Raw genomic sequence first — 26,091 nt, forward strand, 5'->3', positions numbered from 1 at the left:
TACAGAATTAGGATTACTTTAAAAAACGATATAAAATTGAAAACTTTTATTTTATTAATTAAACATAGTTATCAAAAATTAAAATCATTTACCGTGGTAAATTTAACAAAAATTCATAAAATATGGAAAATTGGTAAAAAAATCTATATAATATGAATAACATGGAAAAAACTACATCGCTTGTTTTATGTATATAAAAACATAAGTATATATTAATATATCGATTTTCTAATATCTCCGAGTATTTTAAGCCTAAAGTAAAAAATATTACTATGGACGAATACCGATAGGGTGAAGTTAGAAATAGCTTTGCCTCCCATTTGGAAAGGAGAAGCAACGTAAAAATTTATTGAAGGGGGAAACGTTGTGAAAGAAGAAAAGTCAGTGGAACAAAATGAGAAAGAAAAAACAAAAGTAATTAGTCGAAGAAACGCAGTAAAGTTATTTGGGGGGAGTATCGCGCTAAGTGCATTATATTTAGCAGGATGCACAGCAGAAGAGACAAAAAAAGTCGAACAGAAAAAGACCGAATCGGACGGTTATCCAGTTACAAAGATTGCTAACCTGCCAGAAATTAAGGTCAACGAACCGATTACATTTGATTATCCTCTAAAAACTCAAAGTAACTATTTAGTTGATATGGGAGTTGAAGTACCCGGTGGTGTTGGTCCAAACAAAAGTATTGTAGCTTATAATCGTGCCTGTCAACATATGGGGTGTCCTTCAAATTACGATAATACGAGAAATACGTTCTTTTGCCCATGCCATCAAACTGTATATGATCCGGCTTATAATGGAAGCGTTGTCATTGGACAAGGGAAAGCATCATTACCTCGTATTCTATTAAAAGTAGAAAATAATGAGGTTTTTGCAGTTGGTGTTGACGGTTTAATTTATGGTTATCGAAACAATCTTTTGGATGGAGAAAGAGTTTAAGATTGGGGGGATATGAATGGATTTTTTTAATAGTAAAGTAACGAGAAGACAAGCACTAAAAACCATTGGTGCAGCAACGCTGGCTGGAAGTACTGCATCTTTTTTACTAGATAAAGAGGTATTAGCTGAAGAAATTACAAGAAATGGACTGAAAGATACTCAATCTTTACCGATACCGCCAGAAACAGCTAAAAAGTTTACAACCGTTTGTCAATATTGCTGTGTGGGTTGTGGCTATAATGTAACGGTTTGGCCTGTAAGTGAATCTAAAACGGATGGCGGTGCATGGCCGAAACCTGTAATGGGGGAACCATGGGCTGGTCCTGAAACAATTGCTGTAACAACAATAGAAGGTGTAGAAAGCTACGTATCTATTGTTCCTGATCAAGAGTGTGTTGTAAATAAAGGTGACCACTCGATTCGCGGTGGGAATAACGCACAGGCCATTTATTCTGATAGTAAGCAACCCTTAACAGATACAACAAACAGAGTTAAAATGCCTAAAATTAAAAAAGACGGAGCATTTGTTGAAGTAAGCTGGGATGAAGCATTAGACTTAATTGCGGATAAAATGGCTGAAACGATAAAAGCCCATGGACCGGGTGGGATTGGTATTTGGCAGGCTGACCATGAAAACCCTGAAAATAATTATGTAGGATGTAAATTTGCATTTTCACCTAAACCAGTTGGACTATATGATCCTTCGCTTCCGCCCAAAAAAGGGATTCCACATCGTGCAATTCATAATCGTCCAAAGTTTGCATCTGAAGTACCATCTTACGAGGATATTTTCGGTTCTACTGAATTTATGATGTATTCTTACGAGGATGCAGAAATTGCTGAAGTAGTTTTATTAGCTGGTGCGAATACATATGAAACAGGCTCTGTCTTATATGATCGCATTTTTAATTCAAGAAAAGATGGAAAAAAACTGATTGTTGTTGATCCACGCAAAACATTAGCATCCCGAAATGCAGAGAAAAATGGATATCATTTACAACTTGTGCCGGGTACTGATGTAGTGCTAGTAAACTCAATTATGCATCACATTATTGTGAATGGTCTTGATAACAAGCAGTATATTCAAAATAGGGTAGATTCTGCTTCATTTGATGCCTTAAAAGCAGTCGTAACAAAGGATAAATACAAACCTGAAAATGTTGAAAAAGTTACCGGAGTTCCTGCAAGCGCAATTAAAGAGGCAGCTGAACTGATAGCAAATGCAAAAGGTGTATTAACTATTTTTGAAAAAGGTGTTATTTGGCAAGGTTCACAAAATGACGAAGTTGTGGGTGTATATGCAAACTTAAATCTTATTACAGGTAATATTGGAATTGAAGGTGGTTCAATTGGTAGACAAGGGGGTCACCAAGAAGCAATCTTGAACGGTGTTCCTCATCCAGTTGTAGATTCCAAAGACCGTCCAGATGTTTGGGATTCTGTCGTAGATGGAAAGGTGAAATTGTTGTGGGTAATCGATTCTAACCCAATGTCTACAACACAGAATGTTAACCAATTCCGCAAAGGATTGGAACAATTAGATTTTATGATTATTAACGAAATTTATGAAAATGAAACGTCAGAGTTGGCAGATGTAATCCTACCATCAGCTGCATGGGGAGAATGGGATTATTTAAGAGTAAATTTAGAACGAAGGTTGAGGATGTATTCTAAATTTATGAATGCACCGGGTGAAGCAAAGCCAGATTGGGAAATTATTGCTATGGTGGCACGTAGATTAGGCGAAAAACATGGTTTAATAGATGCTAATGCGTATCAATGGAAAAACAGCTCGGAGGTATTCGAAGAGTATAAGCTAACTGGTGATGGCAAGCATATAGGTCTTGATCTAGTAGATTATGAATGGATTCGCAGTCTTGGTACTAGCGGAATTCAAATCCCATTAGTGAAACAAGGAAATGACATTATTGGAACACCAAGGCTTTATACTGAAAAATTTGCAACAAAAGATGGGAAAGCAAGATTACAACCATATGATCAAAACTGGGAAGGGGATCAACCATCATTTTTACCTGCTGAAATACGTCCAAATAATAATTATCCATACTATCTTACAACTGTTCGTTATAATGTTATTTGGCAATGCGGTTATACATTCCGGTGGATTCCACACCTTGTTCAACAATTACCAGAAGTGGAACTACAAATAAATCCAGATGATGCTAGTAAAGCAGGCATCCAATCTGGAGATTGGGTAAAACTTCATAATGAATTAGGTGAACTAGAAGTTGTTGCAGATATAACAGATGTGGTTCCAAAGGGTGTACTAGGTGTTGTTTTTGCTTACCCATATAAATATGTGAATCAACTTCAATCTAGCGTTCGTTCAAAGCGAAATGGTGCACATTTTAAAAATACTCATGCTGCTATTCAAAAGATTTCAAAAGGACCTTTTAAGAATAAAACAATGGCTGAAAGATATTAGAATTTAAGGTGGTGCGTTAATGTTATCCAATATAGGAATACCGGGGTTGATTTTGATATTAATTATTGCCTTAGTTGTTTTTGGCCCTAAAAAACTTCCGGAAATAGGAAGAGCTTTTGGTCAAACTTTAGGAGAATTTAAAAAGTCAACTAGAGAGTTAACGTCAGACATAATGGAAGAAGTGAAAGATAAACCGGAGGAAAAGAAACAAAATATTAACTAATGAAAAAGGTAAAGGTAAAGGGTTTCTTTTAACAGAGAAACCTTTTATCTTTACAAGGCTGTTCACGAAAACTACCTTTTACTTTTTAAAAGCTTTCTACTATATTGGGTAATAAATTAATCGGTATTAATAGATCGATTTCAAAATAAATAAAGGAGTGCCGGTTATGAATTCAAAAAATAGTGTAGTAGATTTCTATAATAGGCCATTACATGATTTGCGAATTTCTGTTATTGATCAATGTAATTTTCGGTGTTCGTATTGTATGCCCGAAGACGTTTATGCACATAGAACTTTTTTAACAAAAGATCAACTTTTATCCTTTGGTGAAATTGAAACAATTGTAAATTCATTTGCTATCCTTGGTGTAAAAAAATTGAGATTAACTGGCGGCGAACCTTTACTTCGTAAAAATTTGCCAGACCTAATCCGAAAAATATCCCCAATATCTGGTATTGAGGATATTGCATTAACAACAAATGGAATTATATTACCTAAGTATGCAAAGAGCTTAAAAGAAGCTGGATTAAAACGAGTTAATATAAGTTTGGATGCACTGGATGATGAAATATTTGGGAAGATGAATGGTCGAAATGTAAAAGTGCAAGATGTATTGAAGGGAATCTACGCTGCAAAAGACGCAGACCTTGAGATTAAGATAAATATGGTTGTACAGAAGGGTGTTAACGACCATCAAATTATGCCTATGGTGCAATTTTTTAAAGATAATGATATGAATCTTAGATTTATAGAATTTATGGATGTTGGAAACTCAAATGGTTGGAACATGGATCAAGTAGTCACAAAAAAAGAGATTTACCAAATGATTCAAGAGACCTTTCAATTAGAACCGGTATCAAGGCAATATTATGGAGAAGTAGCAAAACGTTACAAACATATAGATTCAAAGGCTGAAATTGGATTTATTTCTTCCGTTTCCGAAGCATTTTGTTCAACATGTACAAGAGCTCGTCTATCAGCAGATGGGAAAGTTTATACTTGTTTATTTGCAGATAAAGGTTACGATTTGCTACATTTGGTAAGAGAAGGCACTTCACAAGAATTGTTGACACACTACATCAAGCAAGTATGGAATAAAAGGGTCGATAGGTATTCAGAGGAAAGAACAAATCTAACTGCCCAAAAAGAAAAAATAGAAATGTATTATATTGGTGGTTAAAGATTAAGTTGTATCCGATTTTGAAAGGATAGATACGATTGAGTGAACAATTATTTTTAATAACAAAAGACCCTATTTCAATTGAAGAAGTTACAAACAAGGTTGTACGCCGCGAAGCAGGGGCAATTAATACATTTATTGGAACAGTGCGTGAATTAACAAAAGGTAAAAAAACACTCTATCTTGAGTATGATGCTTATCAATCAATGACTGAAAAAAGTTGGCACAAATCGTTGATGAAATAATTGAAAAATGGCCGGAAGCCGTTGTTGCGATTACACATCGAATTGGCAGGCTTGAAATTTCCGATATTGCGGTTGTTATTGCCGTTTCAACACCACATCGGGCTCATTCACATGAAGCAAGTAGATATGCTATTGAACGAATTAAAGAAATTGTGCCTATATGGAAAAAAGAACATTGGGAAGATGGCGAGAAGTGGATTGGTGATCAACTTGAAACGAAAGCATATCCTTCTGGAAAGCCTGAAAAGGAGGATTTAGGTAATGATTAAGATATTATTTTTTGCTCATCTTCAAGAGGCTATTGGTGAGGCAAGCCTTACATGGACAGAATTGCCGATAACGGTAGGAAATCTAAAACAAAAAATAACGGAAACGTATAAATTACCGCTTCAATCAGTGATGGTTGCTGTAAATGAAGAATAGGCAGAAGATCTTTTACAATTAAAAGATGGAGATACAGTTGCTTTAATACCGCCTGTAAGTGGCGGTTAAGAAGCACATAAACTAGTAAAAAACCAACTAACCAAATGGGTAGTTGGTTTTTCTGTTTATTTATTATCATTGTTTTTCGTTTTTTAGACAAAACTTCGCTTTTTCCTTACATAATATGCTTGAATTACTTATATTTTTCTATAATTACTTCGAGCATAATAAACTGTGGAAGGTATCATTTTTTCGATCAAATCAAAATAGAATAGGGTGGTGTTTAGATGTTGTCCAATATTGGAATCCCCGGCTTGATATTAATATTAATAATTGCTCTAGTCATTTTTGGACCAAAAAAACTTCCCGAAATTGGAAGGGCTATTGGTCAGTCTTTAGGTGAATTTAAAAAATCGACTAGGGAATTAACAGAAGATACTTTTGATGAAGTTAAAGAAAAACAAGATGATGAGAAATTATAATTTTATGTAAATATAATTATTCTGTATACGAGGTTGAAAAATTAAGTCTCTCTTAATTGAGAGGCTTTTTTATTATTCATTGGTTTGACATAAGTCCTTCAATTTTTCGCCATAACTTCTCTTTTTCCCTACAAAGTTTGCCGTTATTACTGATATTTTTCTGAAATACTATACATCATAATAAGCTTATAGATCAATCAATCAATCACTCATTCTTTTAACAACAAAAAAAGGAGGTACCAGAAATCTATCAAGCATCGTTCCTAAATAAATGAACAATTAAAAGGAGGTTAATCAAAATGGAAGCACAAGTAGTACATGCAGTCTGGGATTTTCGGGTTGTCATTGATTTGTTTCTTGGTGGAGTTGGAGTTGGGCTTTTCCTTTTAGCAACGTATTTTAGTTTTACTGCTAAGGAAAAACATTGGACGGTCATTAAAACAGGCTACATCTTATCACCAGTCTTTGTTGGAGCCGGAGTTTTATCTCTAATGACTGAACTTGGGAAACCGTTAAGAATGTTTTCAACTTATATCCATTTTAATCCTACTTCAATCACTTCATGGGGTGGATACATTCAAACATTGTTTATATTAGCGAGTTTTCTTATCATCTATTTCTTATTTAAAACAGGGATTGCAAGTTTTAGCAACAATACCTTTAAATTCATTCAGATTACTGGCTTGTTATTAGCGGTTGGAACAGGTATGTATCATGGTTTACTTTTAGCTTCATTAGGCCGTCCGCTTTGGATGAATGGATTAATACCAGTCTTATTTTTCCTTTCTTCCATAATTGCAGGTGCAAGTTTGTTAATCGTTCTTGGATCGGTATCATCTAAAGTATTTCATTCAGTAGAAGATGTAGCTATTGCCGAAGTTGCAGCAACTAGTAGATCTTCCAAGTCAGACCAACCATTAACTTACCTGTTTACAATTCTTCTAGTATTGCAAGTGGTATTAATGATTGTTTGGAGAGCGACCTTACAAGCTACAGGTCTTGAAGCAGTTGGTAATTATCAATTAATGATGGAACATTACGGCTCGATTTGGTGGATAGCGGCTATAGGATTAGGATTAATTGTTCCATTAGCAATAAGTATCAACGCTAGTATCCGAAAAGTAAGTTTTTCAATGGGATCTGCTGTTATTTTAATGGTAAGCACGTTAATCGGTAGTTATGCATTTAAGCACATCATCGTTTACGCTGGGCAATTAAATGTACCGAATCCATTTATGTAATATTTAATCTGGAGGTGTATTGTCATGGGTATTACAAGAAGAACGTTCTTAAAGGCAACTGCCATTACAGGAGCTGCAGTAGCAGGTATTAAAGCTAAAGAACCTGTATTGAAGGCATTTGCTGAAAATAAAAATACAAAAGCTGAGTCAAATGGTAAGTGGGTAGCAAGTACTTGTCAAGGCTGTACATCATGGTGTCCCGTTCAGGTTTATGTAGAAGATAATCGAGTGACAAAAATAAGAGGAAATGTAAATTCAAAAGCCAATCATGGGAATATTTGTCCACGTCCACATTTAGCAATCCAACAAATGTATGATCCGGATCGCATTAAAGTTCCATTGAAGCGGACAAATCCCAAAAAAGGTCGAAAGGAAGACCCGAAATTTGTACCTATTTCATGGGATGAAGCTTTAGATACAATTGCAGATAAATTGATGGAATTACGAAAAAATCATGAAACACACAAGTTTGCCTTACTACGTGGCCGTTATACAGAAGCGACAGAAATTATTTATAAGGCATTTCCGTCCATCTTTGGGTCACCAAACGGAATCTCTCATAGTTCCATTTGTGCGGAAGCTGAAAAATTCGGGGCTTATTATACAGAGGCAATGTGGGATTATCGAGATTATGATCTGGCAGAAACTCGTTATATTATTCTTTGGGGTGCTGACCCAATTGCTTCCAATCGTCAAGTCCCACATGCGATTAATATGTGGGGTCATGTAATGGATAATGCGAAGCTAGCGGCTATTGACCCACGTCTTTCCGCAACTGCTGCAAAAGCAGATGAATGGTTACCTGTTATTCCGGGTGAAGATGGTGCATTGGCTACAGCAATGGCTCATGTCATTTTAAGAGAAGGCATGTGGAGTAGAGAGTTTGTTGGTGATTTTATCGATGGAGCTAATCACTTCGTTCCGGGTCAAACGGTTGATGAAGCCTTGTTCGTTGAGAATTTAACGAATGGTGTTGTGAAGTGGTGGAATTTAGAGTTGAAAGATCGTACACCAGAATGGGCGGCAGAACGTTCAGGAATACCGGCCGAACAAATTACCAGAGTAGCAAAAGAGTTTGCAGCTGCAGCACCTCGTGTTATTTCATGGCTATCACCGGGAACAGCGATGCAAATCCGTGGTGGCTATAGTGCAATGGCAGCCCATGCTTTGAATGGTTTAGTAGGCTCTGTGCAAAATGTCGGGGGCACATTAGGTAAAACAAAGATTCCAGCGAACAAGACACCTGATTATAAAAAGTACCAAGATGAAATTGCAGAGCACGGTTATCACGAGAAGAAAATTGATAGAGTTGGAACACTAGAGTATCCGGCTCTAAAAGATGGGAAGTCCGGTGGCGGAGTCGTAACGAACGCTGTCGCTGATAGTATCATAAATGAAGATCCTTATGTATTAAAAATGGCTATTGGTTATTGGAATAACTGGGTATTCTCCTGTACAGGTGCAGACCGTTGGGAGAAAGCATTGGAGAAACTTCCTTTCTTTGTCCACATTACAACAAACCCGGCTGAAATGACTCAATATGCTGATATCGTTCTACCAGCAGCCTTCCATTTATTCGAAAGATGGGGCGTTTTATACAATAAATACAATAAACATGGCTATCTAACAATCCAACAGCCTGTAGTTAAACCATTATGGGACGTTAAAATCGATGAAACAGAAGTTATGTGGCTTCTAGCAGAAAAGTTAGCAGAAAAAGGTTTCCGTAATTTACTAGATTATTATACAAATGAATTTAAAGATCCGGAAACAGGAAAAAAACCTACATCACCTGAAGAATTTGCACTATATGCAGTGAAGTTTTATTCACAACCAGTTTGGGATCCTACTATTGAGAAAAAAGGTGACCAACTTAAAGGCTGGAACGAGCTTTTAGAAAAAGGTGTTTGGAATTCAGAACCATTTAAATATAAAGCCAAATGGGAAGATTTCGGAACAAAAACGAAAAAATTTGAATTTTATAGCGAAACTTTAAAAGAAGCATTAGAAAAACATGCAGAAAAGCATGAAGTAACAGTTGATAAAGTTATGGAAGTAACAAAATATTTAGCACGCGGGGAACTCGCATTTGTGCCACATTATGAAGAGCCATTCCGCCATGGAGATGAAAAAGAATTCCCGATAATTTTTTCTGAACATCGTTCAAGATTAAATCGTGAAGGGCGTTCGGCGAATACAACTTGGTATCAGGAGTTTAAAGACGCTGATCCGGGGGATGAGAAGTGGGATGACGTACTTAAAATAAACCCTATTGATGCCAAAAAATACGGTGTTAAGAACGGTGATAAAGTTAAAGTATCCTCTGCCTTCGGCTCCATTGAAGTTAAAGTGAAAGAATGGGAAGGCGTGAGACCGGGTACTGCTGTAAAATGCTATGGTCAAGGGCATTGGGCTTACGGAAGAACTGCTTCTCTTGATTATCAAAAGAAAATGCCACGCGGTGGTAATAATAATGAACTTCATCCATCTGATTTTGAGCGTTTGAGTGCTTCAACTGCTCGTCATGGCGGATTAACTAGAATAAAAATTGAGAAAATCTAGATAAGGAATGAATAGTAGATTCATTGATGGCTAGATTAAATCGTTGGAGGTGCTAATAAATGGCTAGATACGGAATGGCAATTGATTTGCACAAATGTGTAGGTTGCTCGGCCTGTGCAATTTCTTGTAAAAGTGAAAACAACGTTGATGTAGGTATGTTTTGGGCAAATTATAAACACCGCACGACAGGGCAGTTTCCAAATGTAAAGTATGAATATATTCCAACTTTATGTAATCACTGTGAGGATGCAGCGTGTGTTCGTGCATGTCCGACAGGTGCAATGTATAAAGATGAAAATGGTTTAACTCTTCATGATCCAGATAAGTGTATTGGCTGTAAATCTTGTATGCAGGCTTGCCCGTATGGTGTTATTAACTTTAACAAAGATAAGCCACATCGCTACTGGCGTGATGAAAATAATCTAATTACAGATGGTACAGCTTCAGGTAAAGAAATGCAGGATTTACTAGGAGTAGAAGTTCCATACTACAACCCGGACCGGGCATCTACCTATGAAGGAATCCGTTCAAAGGGTATTGTTGAAAAATGTACATTCTGTGATCACAGAGTCAAAGACGGTCTTAATCCATATTGTGTAGACTCCTGTCCGGCAGATGCTCGTACATTTGGTGATTTAGATGATCCAAATAGTGAGATTAGTAAACTTTTAGCAAAATATGAAAGTGAGACTTTATTGCCACATAAAGGTACAAAACCAAAGGTTTTCTACCTAAGAGGATATAACAGTTAATTTGCTCCCCCTCCCTTTTATATAGGTGAAACTACTCATCAGATGGTGAACAGACTTCTGGTGAGTAGTAAACCATATTTTTTTAAAAAATTAGAGGTGATTTGGATGAATTCGATACAACAGGAAGATAGAGAGGTAATATACCAAATATTATCTTCTCTTTTTTATAAACCAACGGAGGATTCCCTTCAATCTTTAGAAATTCTCCAAGAGATATTTTTTGAGACAGATCAAGATCTTTACTTACTGGCTTCTACACTATTGAAAGAATCAAAAAAAAAAAATATAGATTCACTAACTTTAGATTTTGGTAGATTATTTGTTGGATCATCTCGACCTTTAGCATCACCCTATGCCTCCATTTATTTAGAAGGAAAATGGGAAGTAATGGGGCAAAGTACGATTGATACTTTGCAATATTATAAAGAGGCAGGCTTAGAAATAAAAGAAGGCTTTCATGAGCTTCCTGATCATATCGCAGTTGAACTAGAATTTATTTACTACTTGATTTACAAATATTTGGAAGAAAAAGATGAGAAATATCTTTTAAGTCAGCAAAAGTTTGTGGAAAAAATATTAAATAAATGGGTTCCTTCCTTTACAAAGTTAATAAAGGAACACGCAGAAACTGATTATTATAAATTTATTGGTACTTTATTAGAAAAATGGGTTGAAAAAGATGCAAAGGAATTACAAAAAATTCCCTTGTAATAGGAGGTGAAGGACATGGTTCTTGCAGAAAGATGGATATCACGATGGATGGATTCTAAACAACTAACAGTAGAAAAGAATCGATGTACACATGCAAAAAATCAAAAATCTTCTTGCAACATTTGTGTGGAATCATGTCCTGCATCGGCTATTAAGATTGATGGGAAATTACAGGTGGATTTTGAAACATGCAGGGAGTGCATGATTTGTACAGCGATATGTCCTAGTGATGTATTTACTGATAAGAAGTATAAAAGCTACCTTGAACAAATGAAAGGACGTGCAATTGTTGAAATAGCATGTCAAAAGCAGGATGTTAATGATCATTTTGTAACGGTCCCTTGCCTGAGAATGTTAGATGAGACAATCTTATTATACGGTTTACAAGAAAATAAAAAAATTCACATTAGATTGAATGAATCAAAGTGTGAAACATGTCCTTTTAAAATTGCTAATATTTCCTCATTTATTGAGGAATTAATCCATAGAGTAGAGCTGATTAAACAAGAAAAGGTTGAAGTCTATATCAATAGTCAAGAATACAAAGTCGGAGAGCAACAGCAGTTTTCGAGACGGGATTTATTTTCGTTCCTTTCAAATAGAATGCAATCAAATATTGTAATACCTTTATTAGATGAAGAGGAAGTAACAAACAAAGAGAGGGAAAAAATCGCATTAAGTGAAAAGCAGCGTTTTTTTATACAACTGTTGAAAAAACAAAAACAAAATCCCGTACTTAGTAGTGATGTGGTAAAAACTGCAATGGTAATGATAACAGACCATTGTACAGGTTGCCTAAAGTGCACGTATGTATGTCCAACTGGGTCCTTATATAGTGATGAAGATGAAAATCAGATTATTATAAAGCAAAATTTACTTACATGTGTAGAATGCAAGTCATGTCAGGATATATGTCCTGAAGAATCCCTTTCTTTAGAAAGCTATTCCAGTTATTTGAGAACCTATTTAGAAAACAATGAGGAACTTATTTATTCCTTTGATAAAAAAAGGTGTACAACCTGTGGCGAGAAGTTAGATGATCTCCATTCTACAATATGTATTGAGTGCCAAAATAAACTAAAACAATCCGAATCTGTTTTATCATTTTGGTAGAAAAGAAAGGCTGTTCACAGAATAGTCTTCTTTTTGTGCTTTTTTATAAATTTATGCTTTTCATTTTTCTTTTATAATAAATGTGAATAATAAATTGTAAATTGGGGTGAATTCCATGAACTATAATCTATACAAAAGATTTAATTTAATATTTTTGACTTTGATCTTGATACTACTAACTTCATGTACACCTCAAAATGGAACGACTAAGATCAAACTATATACAAATGAAGTTCAAAATGTGTCTGAGCCTTCTAAATATGGTGAAGATACTTTAATTATTGCTATTGCCTCTGTTGTATCCCCAAAGGAATCCTTAGAAAAGTATCAAGGGTTAGTTGCTTATCTTGAAGAAAAATTAGGTCAGCCCGTGAAAGTTATACAAAAACAAACATATAGCGAAGTCAATCAACTTCTAAAAGATGGGAATGCTGATATCACTCTTACTTGCTCCTTAGCTTATCGGATAGGCAGTAAGGAAGGGTATATGGAAGGACTGGTAGCACCTGTTGTTAAAGGAGAAAGTCTGTATCAATCCTATATAATCACGAATAAAAATAATCCTTACGATAGTTTAGATGATCTAAAAGGAAAAAAGTTTGCCTTTGTCGATCCAATTTCTTACTCTGGTAGACTTTCTGTGCTGGATATGCTTAATGAAAAAGGCTATAAGGCTGATACTTTTTTTGAAAAAACTTTCTACACATACAGCCACGACTATTCATTATTAGCAGCTGCCAATAATGTTGTAGATGGTGCGGCTATAGATAGTTTGTTATTCGACCAATTACTATTGGAACAAAACCCAGATGTTCAAAATTTGAAAATAATTGGTAAAGGAGAATTAGCCGGCACACCACCAATCGTTATGAAAGATGATCTTGATCCTACCTTAAAAGCGAAGCTACGAGATGTTATTTTATCGTTAGAAGAAGATCGAAATGGCCAGAAGATATTAAAGTCGCTGGGTATTGATAAATATGCGGATGTAAATGAAAACAATTATAAGATTATCGATGATTTAATTGACCAATTTGGAGAACAACTATATGAAACAACGAAATAGGTATATAAGAAATTTCTTTGATACATTATCTAGTTTATCAATAATATTAAAAATTTACGGAATGGTTTTTATAGTCATTATTCTTATAACTGTTATTAGTTTATTTGTTGTTCGAATATCCATTACGAATACTTTAACAAATGAACTTCATGACAAAGCCAAATCGATTGCTAGTGATGTATCTGCCAGAAGTGTAGATTTAGTCATTACTAAAAATATCTATACATTAAAGAAGCTTGTTACCGATACGGTTGATCATTATCCAGACTTGGAGTATGTTTTTATTTTAGACGAGCAAGGAGACCTACTTGTTCATTCTGTAGATAGCCAAACGATTAGTAATGAATTAATAAAGGCTAATCAATTAAAAAAAGAGAATAATATTTTCTTTCAATCGCTTCAATCCTTTGAAAGTGATAGTGGAACCATAATAGATGTAGCTTCACCAGTAATGGAGGACTTTGGAGGGACTGTTCGAGTTGGTTTAAGACTTGACTCATTGAATGACACACTAAAACGCGTTACGAGTCAGATTCTTATTACAACCATAGGTGTATTAGTATTAGCAGTCCTTATCGTGTTAACTTTAACGAGAACTATTACCTACCCAATTACTAAACTAGTAGAACTAACATCAGATGTTGCAAATGGAAATTTAACAAAAAGAATTATGGTTTATCCAAATGATGAAATTGGGAAATTAACTAATTCATTTAATCATATGTTGGATCATCTTCAACAATCAGAGAATAAACGTGAAGAGTTTTTTAATACAATTCAAAATAGAAATAAGGAGTTACTGCTACTAAATGAATTATCTAATTCGTCAGTGACATCAATTGAACAGGTTAGGACACTTTTACAAGAGTTTGTTACTCACTTGGTGAAGGAACTGTCACTAAATAGTGCAACAATAAAGGTTGAAATTTTAGGGGAAGTAGAGACCTTCCATTATACGTTATTAAATTGTGATCATCATTGTATTTCAGAGGGGAATGAAGAAAAGTCAAAATGCAGATGTGGTCAGATAGATAAAGCAATTTTTAATACTTTCCCACTAGCTATTAATAACAAAAAAATTGGCTCTATCCGTATCTGTAGCCAAAACAATCTGAATGAATATTTAGTTCATATAATTCAATCCATTACCAGTCAAATTTCAATGTTGCTTGAAAATGTTCACCTATGGCATGAGTTAAAGAAAAAAGAAGAAATAAGAGTACGATTATTAGAGAAAGTAATTAGCGTACAAGAGGATGAGCGGAAAAGAATTGCTAGAGAATTACATGATGAAACAAGCCACTCACTTTCCACTATTTTATTAGGATTAAAAATTATTCAGGAATCAAAAACAGAACATGAAAGGCTGGAGCAATTAGGGCAGTTGAGAAATTTGACACAGCAAACAATGAAAGAGGTCCATAACTTGGCATGGCAGCTTAGACCAACGATACTTGATAAATTCGGATTAACAGTAGCACTTGAAAGGTATATCGAAGAATTTCAGGGTAGTAACCACATCGATGTAGACCTTGTTATTAAGGGTATGGGCAACGAACGATTAAAACCAGAGGTCGAAACTGCAATTTTTAGAATGATACAGGAAGCATTAACGAATATTGCTAAATATGCAAAAGCAACATTTGTAAGTATTATATTAATAGCAAAAGAGCAGCAAATCTCAATTGTGGTTGAAGATGATGGTATTGGCTTCGAATCTGAAAAGGTGTTAAGTCGAACACCATCTCAACATAATCTAGGATTGCATGGAATGATGGAAAGAATCCATTTATTAGGAGGTTCTCTTGATATTGAATCAGTTTTAGATGAGGGAACGACAATATTTGCGAAAATACCCATGATGAATGAAAAGGTGGGGAGTGCATGAAAGTAAAGGTTTTTTTAGTTGATGATCACCCTGTTTTCCGGTCAGGTTTAAAAAACATTTTAATTGCAGAGAACGATTATTATATTATCGGTGAAGCGTCAACTGGTAGAGAAGCCGTATTAATGATGAAAGAATTAGAGCCAGATATTATCATAATGGATGTTAGTATGCCGGATATGGATGGAATTGAGGCTACACGTGAAATCCTAAAGTCCAATAAGAAAACTAAGATATTAATTTTGACCATGTATTCGGATGAGGCTTACCTAAAAGCAGGATTAGCCGCTGGTGCTAGTGGATATGTTTTAAAACGTGCAGTTGATACTGAACTAGTTGCAGCTATCAGAACCGTTCTTAGTGGAGAGAATTATATTTACCCAACGTTAATCCCATCCCTATACAAAAACAAACTACATCACGATGAATTTTCAGAAGTAAATGAAGTGGATTTATTAAGCCAGCGGGAAAAAGATGTACTTAAATTTATTGCATTAGGTTATACTCAGAAAGAAATAGCTGATACATTGTCAGTAAGTATAAAAACGGTGGAAACATATAAAACAAGAATTATGGAGAAAACAGGTGCGGATAAACGATCTATGCTAGTTCGTTTCGCATTGAAGCATGGAATTTTATCAGTGGATGATGATTTATAATATGTATTTTCTAATAAAAAACCCTTGGAGGGAACTTTTTCCAAGGGTTCGTTTTTTTGTCACAATTAAAACAACAAAACTATAAAATTAGTTTTATAATAATTATTAGAAGGGTGGTGGGGTATTTGAATCGAAAAATTGTTTTTATAACAGCAGTTATCGTATTTGTCTTATTAATTACTTATAAAGAGTGGGATGGGATAAAAGAGAAAGCAACAGACTTAGAAATATTTGACCAAATCAAAAAACCAGCATGGCTATTATTTCATTCAAATGGGTGTCAGGCGTGTGTTGAAATGAAAGCTTTATATGATGACGTTCAACCTGATTATCAAAACGAAGTACATTTCTATGATTTATTAATAGAAGATTCGGCGAATGATAAATTAATAGAAAAATATAATGTATACCTAATTCCTACAAGTGTTTTTCTTGATAAGAATGGAGAGGTAACATATTCACAGGTTGGGTCGATTCCAGAAGATATGGTACGAGAAAAATTAGAGGAAATTGGAAGAAATTAAAGGTGAGATGAATGAATGAATTTATCATAACATTATCTGAAATTCTCAATGAAAAAGGTGCAATTCTGGCGTTAACCATTGCATTTCTTGGAGGAATCCTAACTAGCATGGGACCCTGCAACATCGCAATTATACCCTTATTTTTATCGTACTTAAATAAAATGCCAATTTCGATAAATATAAAGGAAGCAAGGGTTAAAGGCTTTCTTTTGTCGCTTTCTTTTATCATAGGGATAGCAATCACATTTGTATTATTGGGTCTTGTACTTTCTTTAATTGGAGGATTATTGGGAACTCCACAGAGAATTTTTCAGTATATACTGGCGTTTATTAGTTTATTGATGGGGTTAACGCTTCTTGAAGTTATTCGTTTCAATTTCAAAATAGGTAATTTTAGTATCGAACAATATGTTAATGTGAAAAAATTACATGGCTTTATGGGAGCTTTACTATTAGGAATGGTGCTGGGACTTACAAGCTCGCAATGCGGTACGCCAATTATGTTTGTGATTTTGAGTTTTGTTACATTAAAGGGAAAAGTCATACTTGGAGCCTTATTAATGTTCTTTTATGCTTTAGGTAGAGGTATTCCATTACTGGTGTTAGGAACACTAAGTAATTCGTTTAGAATTCACCCGAAGTTCAGTCAGTTTTCGCCACTATTGCAAAAAGGTACTGGAATCCTTTTATTACTACTTGCTTTATACTTTGTTTATTCAGCTTAAAACTATAGGATTGCATTTGATAAAACTATAAAATTAGTTTTATAATGGTATAAAAGGATGGGATGTAAAGTGAAAAATACATGGGAAATTCGAAATGATGAAGAAACGAAACAAATAGTTGAAGCATCAAAGGAACATTTGCTTCTTTTGAATGATGAAAAAGAATTAAGTGAAAAGGCTGATTTTTTTAAAGCACTTGGAGATGGAACAAGGCTAAAAATAATAGGAATGCTGCTCGTTAGTGATCTTTGTATGTGTGAAATAGTATCCGGATTAGAAGTACCATCTTCAACAGTTAGCCATCATTTGAAGGTCTTGGAACGTGGAGCTGTTATTCAATCTCGCAAAGAAGGGAAATTTACTATTTTCTCATTAAATAAAGAGGGTGTTGCTCCTTTCTTATTAAAGTAATACTTGAAAGAAGGAATATTTATGTTTAAATGGCTGGCAGATTGGCTCGTTGAGGATATCTTTGGTTTATCAGTAGCTACTAAATTTGGGGGAGCTGTTCATTTTTTTATTTATGATACAACAAAGATCATAGCACTCATTGCGGTCATGATTTTTATCATCTCATACATTCGCAGCTATTTTCCACCTGAGAAGGTAAAAGAATGGCTCCAAGGTAGAGGAAAAGGAGTTGCCTCTGTTTTAGCAGCCCTGCTCGGAGTTGTATCCCCATTTTGCTCATGTTCTACTGTTCCTTTGTTTATTGGATTTGTAGAAGCAGGGATACCGCTAGGAATTACCTTTACATTTTTAATTTCTTCACCGATTGTGAATGAGATATCATTAGTTATGTTGTTTTCGATTTTTGGTTGGAAAATTGCTGTAATATACGTCTTTTTCGGTGTCATCTTATCGATTGTTGCAGGTGTAATTATTGGTCGTTTAAAGCTTGAGAGATACGTAGAATCCTATGTATTTGAAGTCAAAATGGGCGAAACTGCTGTAACAGCGGAATTAACAGTAAAAGATCGACTACAAATTGCAAAAGACAATGTAATAGAAACTGTAAAAAAGATTTGGGTTTATATTTTAATAGGGATTGGAATTGGAGCCTTTATCCATGGATATGCTCCAGAGGAATTACTAGTGAAGTATGCTGGTGAAGGAAACCCATTTGCGGTACCTGTAGCGGTATTGTTAGGTGTTCCACTTTATTCCAATGCAGTTGGAGCATTGCCTATTGTAGAGGCCCTTATGCAAAAAGGTGTTGCTTCCGGAACAGCTTTAGCGTTTATGATGGCAATGACAGCTCTTTCTCTTCCAGAGATGATATTGCTTCGAAAATTAATGAAACCGCAGTTAATCGGGGTCTTTGTTGGTGTCGTTTCAATTGGTATTATCCTTATTGGATATGGCTTTAATATAATCTTATAGGATGGGAGTTGGCTAGTATGAACATTAAAGTATTAGGAACAGGCTGTAAAAAGTGTAAGGCATTAGAGGCTAATGTTAATGAAGCTATCAATGAGTTAGGGATTCAGGCTCAAATAGAAAAGGTGGAAGACATCCCAACAATTATGAAGTATGGTGTTATGAGTACACCGGCGTTAGTAGTGAATGAGAAGGTTGTTTCTACTGGTAAACTTTTATCTTCCGCTGAGATAAAATCACATTTATCTTAAAATCTAGTGAACAATTTTAGAACCTTACGTTTAACAAAACAAATATATTTAATCTCTGAATTCCTCGATGCTTCCCGAATTTTGGCTATAAGGTTTTTGAGTCCGGCAAAATGAACTGAGTTCGTTAAATTAGAAACAAAAAATTTATTTTGGAAGCAAATATGGGAACAAGTGAGAAGATGATGGTCTGTTGTAATGAAAATTGGTGGTATAGTATGATACAGAAGTAAAGGCCGTTCAACAGTACCTTTTTCATTAATAAAGTAATTAATAAATAGTCGGGATTTAACTAGACCTTGCCATAGACGCTCAATTTAGTTTAATACATCTTTTCTAAATTGAAACTGATGTTTAAAGTATAAAAATTAGAAAAAATATTATCCCCAATTTTAGTCAGTATAATTATTCAGTTTATTACTAAAAGCTAAAGTCGATTCATTTTGAAAGTCACCCACAGAGCATGTTTTGATTAATTTCAAAACATGTTCTTATTTTTAAATCGTAATAACATATTTTTGAATAAATATTTACAAATTTTAAATAATATGTCTAATTCTGTAACTTTAGTTTATTATAGATGTTGATAGTGATTGTCCAACAATAAATTGGGGTGAACAATTTGATAGAGGCAATAAGATTACATAATTTTAAAAAGTTTAAAGAACAAATAATAGCCTTTAACAATGGTAGAAATATCTTAATTGGAGAAAACGGTGTAGGGAAATCTTCTGTATTATTAGCTATATCCTGTGTATTAAGTGGTAGCTATTCTGTAATAGAAAAATTAGGTCTACAAACACTATTTAATGTGGATGCTATAAAAGATTTTATGAATAGTGAAAAAAAGTTTAGTGAGTTGCCTTTAGTTGAAGTTGAATTGTTTATAAATAATGATGTGAATAATCATGAAATAAATGGAAAGAAGAATTCTTTAGGTATTGAAAAGAACGGCTTAAAGATGCGAATTTTTCCAAATGAAGAACTTTCTGATTTAATAAAAGAGTCACTTGAAAGTACAAATATTTTTCCATTTGAATACTACAATGTTGAATTTAGTACCTTTTCAGATCGGTCATATAGTAGTTTTAGAAAGTACCCAGATTTTATAAAGTATTCATATTTAGATAGCTCGAAAGTAAATTCAAATTATGCGATGAAAGATTATATTAATCGTATATATGAAAGTAAAACAGATCGTTCTTTAAGATATAAAATTAATAATAAATATAGGAATATAACACAACAATTTTCAGATAATCTATATACAGAGTTTGCTTTGGAAATGACAGATGATTTAAAGATTAAACTAAATACACAAAATGAAAATAGTTTTCAAGACAATATTACTGTAGAAAAAGCAGGTATACATATCGAAAATTTAGGACAAGGAGAAAAAATCTTTATTAATACTGAATTTTTGCTTACCAATTCTTCTGAAGATTCAAAGATTGTGCTAATTGAAGAACCAGAAAATCATTTAAGCTATCTAAATATGAATAAATTGATTGATAGAATTATTGCTGCAGGTGATGAAAAACAAACATTTATCGCTACACATAGTAATATGATTGTTTCTAGACTAGATTTAAAGAATGCTGTATTTTTTAGTGAAAAAGGCATTACAAAATTAGGAGAACTGGAAATAGAAACGGCTCCAGATAACAACGTTTTAAATTTTATTCTTTCAAAACGAGCAATTTTGGTAGAGGGAGATGCTGAATACATATCATTAAATGAGTTTTATAATTATATAAAAATGACAGAGCCTTATAATGAAGATATAACAATTATCTCTTGTGGCGGTAAGACCTTTAAAAGATATTTAGAAATAGCTAGATTATTGAAGAAGAAAGTTGCGGTCATTACAGATAACGACCATGATTATAAAAAAAATATAAGTGAAAACTATGTTGATTTCATCTCAGACCAAGTAAAAATTTTCGCAGATGAAGATAACTCAAAACATACATTCGAAGTAAGTTTATACGAATATAACAAATCGTTTATAGATACTTTTTTAGCAAATGCAAATATGAACAATGGTGTCCAATCATATATGTTAAATAATAAGGCGGAGGCAGCTTTTCGACTATTATGCTTGTTTACAAATGAAAGTCCGGAAACAAATTTAAGTGAATTTAAGATACCTTCTTATATTGAGGAAGCGATTAAATGGATAACGGAGTAAATAACAAATTAGTTCTCAATGCAGTAGCAGGCTCTGGAAAAACAAGTTATATAATTGAACAATTAAATGAAACTAAAAGAAGTTTAATTATTACATATACGACAGCTAATCAAGAAAATCTAAAGGAAAAAGTAATTAAAAAATTTGGATATATACCATCCAATATATTTATATATGGGTATTTTGAGTTTTTATTAAAGTTTATTATTAAACCACTATGTCCATTTGCTGTTAAAGATATATGTTTTGAAATACCTCAAAATTACAGATATCAAAATCCATTTACAAAAAATAAAAAAAAGATATTCGCAAATAAAATGGCTAAATACATACTGGAAAATCTATTTGATTTTAAAACTAGGATGGACAGGTATTTTGATGTGATTTATATTGATGAAATGCAAGATTTAGCTTCAGATGATTTTAAATGGATGTTATCTTTGTCAGATTTGAAAATTCCGGTAATATTAGTAGGAGATTTTTTTCAATCAACATTTGCTTCTAGTAGGCGTGGAAATCATTTAAAAAACCTATATAAAGATTTTTCAACATATAAAAAATTAATTGAAAAAGCAGGATTTGATTTTGATACAACTACACTAAAAAATAGTCATAGATGTACACCAACTGTTTGTAGTTTTATAAAAGAAAAAATAGGGATAGATATAGAATCGGAGAATAATAGAACTTCAGAGATAGGGTTAATAACAGATAGTGACGCAATTAAGCATATGCTTGAAAATAATAAAATAAAAAAGCTTTTCTATAAGAATTCAAAAAAATTTGACGTAAATGGGGATAATTGGGGTAATTCCAAAGGGATGACATTTGATCATGTTTGTATAGTATTAAATGATACTACCTATAAAAAATTCGATAAGAATGAATTAAGTGAGTTAGCACCTCAAACTCTATGTAAATTTTATGTAGCTTGTACTAGAACAAGTGGGAATTTATGGTTTATAAAAGAAAAAGATATTCCAACTGATTTTAGGAGGTTTCAATTATGTTAGATTTTAATAAACTATTAGAAGATACCCTAAGTAGTGAAGTTGTTAATCCAATTGAAATTTTCGATTTGCTACCCGAAAAGCATGAAAAATATGAAGAATTACTAAGACCAGCTCAACAAAGGGTACTCGATACGTGGTTTAATGAAGAATATAGAGATAATCCAAATACTGTAATTAAAATGAATACGGGTAGTGGGAAAACTGTTGTTGGATTACTTATCTTGCAATCGTACTTAAATGAAGGAAAAGGCCCAGCAATATATATAGTTCCGGATAACTATTTGATTGAACAAATTATTAAGGAAGCTATTGAACTAGGGATTAGTATAACAAAAGACAGTACTGCTAACGAATTTTTAAATGGAGAGAGTATTTTAGTGACAAACATGCACAAAATTATAAATGGCAGAACTGTTTTTGGGATTGGCGAAATTAAAAAGCCTATTGGTTGTATGGTGATAGACGATGCACATGCTTGTATGAAAGTTGCAAAGTCTCAATTTTCTATTAATATACCAAGAACAAATGATATTTATGATAAATTTTTAACTATATTTAGTGATTGCATAAAAGAGCAATCTGAAAGTAGATATCTTGAGATTAAAGATGGTGACAAGAACTCTCAGCAGTTAATTCCATTTTGGGAGTGGAATAATAATTATTCAAAAGTTATAAGTATACTTCATGAAAAACGTAATGATAATAGTGAGGCAAACAAAAGCTTATTTTTTAACTGGCCATTATTGAAAGATAATTTGGAACTTGCTGAATGTATTATCACAGGGGAAGAATTAATAATTAATTTAGATTTTCTACCTATTGATATAATTCCTAGTTTTAATGAATGTCCACACAGAATATTTATGAGCGCTACAATAGAAGATGACTCAATATTAGTATCCCATTTTGATATAGATAAGAATCAAATTGAAAATTGCATAACACCGGGAAATGCAAATGATATCGGGGAAAGAATGATTGTAATACCGCAAGAATTGAATCCAAATATAACAGAAGATGAATTAAAACAATACTATAAGTATCTTTCTACTAAGATTAATGTCGTGGTATTAGTTCCATCTTCAAATAGGTCCAAATGTTGGAAAGACGTTGCAGATTTTATAGTCTCAAATCAAACAGACATGATAAGTACCATAGAAAAGTTAAAAAATCAACACGTTGGCCTTGTTGTGTTAATTAACAAATATGATGGGATTGATTTACCAAAATCAGCATGTGAGGTTTTGGTCATTGATGGAATGCCTGATGTTAGAAGTGAGTTTGAGAAATACGAACAAATTGCTTTAAGAGGAAGTAGGGAGGTTTTAAAGGACACTATTCAAAGAATAGAGCAAGGAATGGGGCGAGGAATTAGATCAAAAGAAGATTACTGTGTTGTGTTTTTAATGGGCAATTCTTTGGTGCAATTCCTCTATTCAAATGAAGCAAAAGAGATGTTTACTGAAGCAACTCAAATGCAACTCAATTTATCCAAGAGCTTAGACAGACAACTAAAAGGAGCTACAATTAAGGAAATTGATAGTGCAATTTCAAATTGTTTAAATAGAAATCCAGAATGGGTAAAATTAAGTAAGGCTACAATTTTGAAATTAAAATATAACACCAAAAATTCATTCAATGAAGTTATTGTAAAACAAAGAGAAGCTTTTAATGATGCTAAGAATAGGGATTACAAAGGTGCGATGGAGAAAATTCAAAAACTTATCAATTCTACATCCAATAGCAACCTTAAAGGATTTTTAAAGTATAAATATGCTAAATATGAAAACTTTATAAATCAAGTTTCTGCACAACAGACTTTAATGTCTGCGAAAAAGAATAATAGTCAATTGCTTCACCCAGTAAATGGCATAGTATATCAGAAAATGCAGTTTGACAATATACCGCAAGTTAACAAACTTTGTCAATTTAATATTGATCATTATAGTGATACAAATGAATATTTATTAAGCTTTAATGCTTTGATTGATAAACTTCATTTTGAGGAATTTTCTGCTAATGTTTTTGAACAAGCAATAAAGGATTTAGGGGAACATTTAGGTTTTATCTCTCAAAGACCAGAAAACGAATATAGGAAAGGTCCAGATAATTTATGGGCAAGTATAGATAACATTTGTTTTGTTATAGAATGTAAAAATGAAGCTACTTCTAGTACCATCTGTAAAGATTATTGTAATCAGCTTAACGGCTCAATTGTTTGGTTTGAGGAAACATATCCAGCCATTAATTCATTTACACCTATTATGATTCATCCTAACACCAAATTTGAACACGCAGCAAGTCCTGATTCTCGTATCAGAATAATAAATACTCAGAAGCTAGAACTGTTGCGAGGTCGATTAAGAGAATTTGCAAGCCAAGTAGCACAGTCGAATTATGATTTAAATACTGCTGCGGGATTGTTAAAAATGTTTAAACTTGAACCGGAGTTATTCATTCAAGAATATACTGTGGAATTTAAATAGTAATCTCAATGTACAATAACGCCTTATAACTTGAAGTTGCCAAACGATTTTTTATGAAAGGAATTTTTTCCGGACAATTATGAAAAAACGACTTAAATTTTACATCTGGGTTAATTCATTCCGGAGAATTATGAAAAAAGATGCTTTGAAAACGCCGTTAGAGCAACAAGTCATTCCGGATAATTATGAAAAATAACAGGTGTGATTTTTCATAATTATCCCGAATGGTTTTTCTAATTCGGGTGTCCGTTTAGTACTAAATAAGCGAGTAGTTCATTATGAACTAAGGAAAGCCAATGCAATTTGCCTCATAGGCAGCATTGGCTTTTTGAATTGACAAAACAATTTGAATGCAGCTGTTATGCCATCCTTAGAAAATGCGTCGTCTCCGGCTTAAAAGGAAAATTGCAGCAATTAAAAAGAAGGGAATAAATCTTCTTCGAAAACCTGAACGAATAAACATTCCTCCCCGTGGATCCACTCCTTCAATGATTCCTCTATGAACTCTTCCATTACGCTCTATGACCTCAACAGCTTGGCCTCTATGTCTCATAACTAAATTATGCATTTCACCCCTCCTTCCTAAAATGTAATATCAGTTAGAAGTAGGCGTTCACCTCCTATGGATTATCAGGAAACCGCAAAAGCGATCCTTAATCATAATCTATGTTTACTAAATTGGATTGACATGGACAAACACTTGATAGGTATTAAAATTCCATATTTGACTAATGGAAGAAGGCGCTGGTTACTTTCTATTAATTTAAAATGATCTTAATGTCTAAAATAATTTCCACACTTGTCCATTTCGAATAAGACGAGTTATTCATAAACTATAGTAACTTCTACAAAGGTGGTGATACTTATGGGTCAATCTTATGGCGGCGGAATGGGCACCAATTTTGCATTAATTGTGGTGCTTTTCATTTTATTGATAATTGTTGGAACAGCTTTTGTTCACGGGGGTTATTAAGTCCTGCTTAAAAATCCACATTCCTCCACTTGACACCTCTTGGAAGCACTGATGTTGGGTGCTTCCTTTTTTTCAAATGCAGAGGATTCAGAATTTTAATTAATATGACTAAAAAAGTAATGCTTATGGGTTCAATATCTAAAGTACAAGCCGCTTTCTAGATTGGAATAAACTGAATATCATCCTCTCATTTTTTCTGGATGATTATGAAAAATACCAAAAGGTACGATGTTTACTTAAAAAGAGAACCAGTACATAATGGCCCCATAATGTACTGATTCTCTATATTGTTTTTTTATTAAAAAGCTTTACATTGGATGGATCGTTTACATCTTTTCCGAAAAAGGTTTTACGTGTCATTTCCTCTAACTTACGAACAGCCTTATTAAATTCATCATTGTCCATTTGTTTTGTTGCTAGAAGGGAGCATAAAATCGCGTACCCAATGGCCGTAGTATCAACATGCACATCTATTTTTAAATCTACATCGGAATTACCGCTTTGACCTACTTCAGTTGAGTTCGAATTGCGGATATGAATCACTTTTTGTTCATCTGACTCTAAATTTATATTCATAGATTCTTCTTGCATAAAAACATCTTTCCTTTTAAACTCTATTCATACCTT

Annotated in this window: 24 protein-coding genes, 2 pseudogenes and 1 riboswitch; of the genes and pseudogenes, 24 read left to right on the forward strand and 2 right to left on the reverse strand. The window is 33.6% G+C overall.

What is annotated here, in order from left to right:
- The first annotated feature begins 223 nt into the window (after positions 1-223).
- Positions 224-348, forward strand: a riboswitch (molybdenum cofactor riboswitch).
- 18 nt (positions 349-366) lie between these two features.
- The 23 genes and pseudogenes from P9E47_RS00780 to P9E47_RS00890 all read left to right on the forward strand — a co-directional run bounded on the left by P9E47_RS00780 (position 367) and on the right by P9E47_RS00890 (position 24,491).
- Entirely contained in the window at positions 367-936 is a 570-nt protein-coding gene (locus P9E47_RS00780) for an arsenate reductase (azurin) small subunit (RefSeq protein ID WP_326162268.1), read from the forward strand.
- 16 nt (positions 937-952) lie between these two features.
- On the forward strand, positions 953-3,382 hold the full coding sequence (locus tag P9E47_RS00785) for a molybdopterin oxidoreductase family protein (RefSeq protein WP_326162269.1): 2,430 nt from the start codon (positions 953-955) through the stop codon (positions 3,380-3,382).
- 19 nt (positions 3,383-3,401) lie between these two features.
- Complete coding sequence (gene tatA / locus P9E47_RS00790; RefSeq protein WP_326162270.1) at positions 3,402-3,605, forward strand: twin-arginine translocase TatA/TatE family subunit; 204 nt, start codon at positions 3,402-3,404, stop codon at positions 3,603-3,605.
- A 166-nt stretch (positions 3,606-3,771) separates the two neighbouring features.
- On the forward strand, positions 3,772-4,785 hold the full coding sequence (moaA, locus tag P9E47_RS00795) for a GTP 3',8-cyclase MoaA (RefSeq protein ID WP_326162271.1): 1,014 nt from the start codon (positions 3,772-3,774) through the stop codon (positions 4,783-4,785).
- A gap of 38 nt (positions 4,786-4,823) precedes the next feature.
- Positions 4,824-5,299 (forward strand): annotated as a pseudogene (locus tag P9E47_RS00800) (molybdenum cofactor biosynthesis protein MoaE).
- A pseudogene (locus P9E47_RS00805) lies at positions 5,292-5,522 on the forward strand (MoaD/ThiS family protein). Before P9E47_RS00800 ends, P9E47_RS00805 begins: the two co-directional pseudogenes overlap by 8 nt.
- 218 nt (positions 5,523-5,740) lie before the next feature.
- Positions 5,741-5,935 (forward strand): twin-arginine translocase TatA/TatE family subunit, encoded by a 195-nt coding sequence (gene tatA / locus P9E47_RS00810; protein WP_326162272.1) that lies wholly within the window; start codon positions 5,741-5,743, stop codon positions 5,933-5,935.
- Between the two features lie 299 nt (positions 5,936-6,234).
- A complete protein-coding gene (gene nrfD, locus P9E47_RS00815; protein WP_326162273.1) occupies positions 6,235-7,176 on the forward strand; it encodes an NrfD/PsrC family molybdoenzyme membrane anchor subunit in 942 nt (313 codons plus the stop codon).
- Between the two features lie 24 nt (positions 7,177-7,200).
- Positions 7,201-9,738: a molybdopterin-dependent oxidoreductase gene (locus P9E47_RS00820; RefSeq protein ID WP_326162274.1), complete on the forward strand. Its 2,538-nt coding sequence runs from the start codon at positions 7,201-7,203 to the stop codon at positions 9,736-9,738.
- Positions 9,739-9,797: 59 nt separating this feature from the next.
- On the forward strand, positions 9,798-10,490 hold the full coding sequence (locus P9E47_RS00825; protein WP_326162275.1) for a 4Fe-4S dicluster domain-containing protein: 693 nt from the start codon (positions 9,798-9,800) through the stop codon (positions 10,488-10,490).
- 105 nt (positions 10,491-10,595) lie between these two features.
- Positions 10,596-11,201 carry a TorD/DmsD family molecular chaperone gene (locus P9E47_RS00830; RefSeq protein ID WP_326162276.1) on the forward strand — a complete coding sequence of 202 codons (606 nt, stop codon included), beginning with the start codon at positions 10,596-10,598 and terminating at the stop codon, positions 11,199-11,201.
- A gap of 15 nt (positions 11,202-11,216) precedes the next feature.
- Positions 11,217-12,314, forward strand: coding sequence for a 4Fe-4S dicluster domain-containing protein (locus P9E47_RS00835; protein ID WP_326162277.1), 1,098 nt, complete (start codon positions 11,217-11,219; stop codon positions 12,312-12,314).
- Between the two features lie 115 nt (positions 12,315-12,429).
- The gene (locus P9E47_RS00840) at positions 12,430-13,380 is read left to right on the forward strand and encodes a substrate-binding domain-containing protein (RefSeq protein WP_326162278.1); all 951 of its coding nucleotides are present in this window, start codon (positions 12,430-12,432) and stop codon (positions 13,378-13,380) included.
- Positions 13,364-15,268, forward strand: a complete 1,905-nt coding sequence (locus tag P9E47_RS00845; protein ID WP_326162279.1) for a HAMP domain-containing sensor histidine kinase — start codon at positions 13,364-13,366, stop codon at positions 15,266-15,268. Before P9E47_RS00840 ends, P9E47_RS00845 begins: the two co-directional genes overlap by 17 nt.
- Positions 15,265-15,924, forward strand: a complete 660-nt coding sequence (locus tag P9E47_RS00850; protein WP_326162280.1) for a response regulator transcription factor — start codon at positions 15,265-15,267, stop codon at positions 15,922-15,924. Before P9E47_RS00845 ends, P9E47_RS00850 begins: the two co-directional genes overlap by 4 nt.
- Positions 15,925-15,980: 56 nt before the next feature.
- Positions 15,981-16,448 (forward strand): thioredoxin family protein, encoded by a 468-nt coding sequence (locus tag P9E47_RS00855; RefSeq protein WP_326162281.1) that lies wholly within the window; start codon positions 15,981-15,983, stop codon positions 16,446-16,448.
- A gap of 11 nt (positions 16,449-16,459) precedes the next feature.
- The gene (locus tag P9E47_RS00860; protein ID WP_326162282.1) at positions 16,460-17,173 is read left to right on the forward strand and encodes a cytochrome c biogenesis CcdA family protein; all 714 of its coding nucleotides are present in this window, start codon (positions 16,460-16,462) and stop codon (positions 17,171-17,173) included.
- Between the two features lie 69 nt (positions 17,174-17,242).
- On the forward strand, positions 17,243-17,584 hold the full coding sequence (locus P9E47_RS00865) for an ArsR/SmtB family transcription factor (protein WP_326162283.1): 342 nt from the start codon (positions 17,243-17,245) through the stop codon (positions 17,582-17,584).
- A gap of 21 nt (positions 17,585-17,605) precedes the next feature.
- Positions 17,606-18,556 (forward strand): permease, encoded by a 951-nt coding sequence (locus tag P9E47_RS00870; protein WP_326162284.1) that lies wholly within the window; start codon positions 17,606-17,608, stop codon positions 18,554-18,556.
- Between the two features lie 17 nt (positions 18,557-18,573).
- Entirely contained in the window at positions 18,574-18,804 is a 231-nt protein-coding gene (locus tag P9E47_RS00875) for a thioredoxin family protein (RefSeq protein WP_326162285.1), read from the forward strand.
- Between the two features lie 619 nt (positions 18,805-19,423).
- Entirely contained in the window at positions 19,424-20,992 is a 1,569-nt protein-coding gene (locus P9E47_RS00880) for an ATP-dependent nuclease (RefSeq protein ID WP_326162287.1), read from the forward strand.
- Positions 20,977-22,005 (forward strand): hypothetical protein, encoded by a 1,029-nt coding sequence (locus P9E47_RS00885; protein ID WP_326162289.1) that lies wholly within the window; start codon positions 20,977-20,979, stop codon positions 22,003-22,005. Before P9E47_RS00880 ends, P9E47_RS00885 begins: the two co-directional genes overlap by 16 nt.
- Positions 21,999-24,491, forward strand: coding sequence for a DEAD/DEAH box helicase (locus tag P9E47_RS00890; RefSeq protein WP_326162290.1), 2,493 nt, complete (start codon positions 21,999-22,001; stop codon positions 24,489-24,491). The genes P9E47_RS00885 and P9E47_RS00890 overlap by 7 nt, the downstream gene beginning before the upstream one ends.
- A 370-nt stretch (positions 24,492-24,861) precedes the next feature.
- Here the strand turns inward: P9E47_RS00890 and P9E47_RS00895 are convergent, their stop codons facing one another.
- Complete coding sequence (locus P9E47_RS00895) at positions 24,862-25,059, reverse strand: hypothetical protein (protein WP_003330744.1); 198 nt, start codon at positions 25,057-25,059, stop codon at positions 24,862-24,864.
- A gap of 321 nt (positions 25,060-25,380) precedes the next feature.
- Here P9E47_RS00895 and P9E47_RS00900 point away from each other — a divergent pair, with 321 nt between their 5' ends.
- Positions 25,381-25,464, forward strand: coding sequence for a YjcZ family sporulation protein (locus P9E47_RS00900; RefSeq protein WP_407697156.1), 84 nt, complete (start codon positions 25,381-25,383; stop codon positions 25,462-25,464).
- Positions 25,465-25,746: 282 nt separating this feature from the next.
- Here P9E47_RS00900 and P9E47_RS00905 read toward each other — a convergent pair whose 3' ends face one another.
- Entirely contained in the window at positions 25,747-26,055 is a 309-nt protein-coding gene (locus tag P9E47_RS00905) for a hypothetical protein (RefSeq protein WP_003330745.1), read from the reverse strand.
- Between the last annotated feature and the right edge of the window lie 36 nt (positions 26,056-26,091).

The sequence above is a fragment of the Schinkia azotoformans genome (assembly GCF_035811335.1).
In the GTDB taxonomy this organism is placed as follows: domain Bacteria; phylum Bacillota; class Bacilli; order Bacillales; family Bacillaceae_J; genus Schinkia; species Schinkia azotoformans.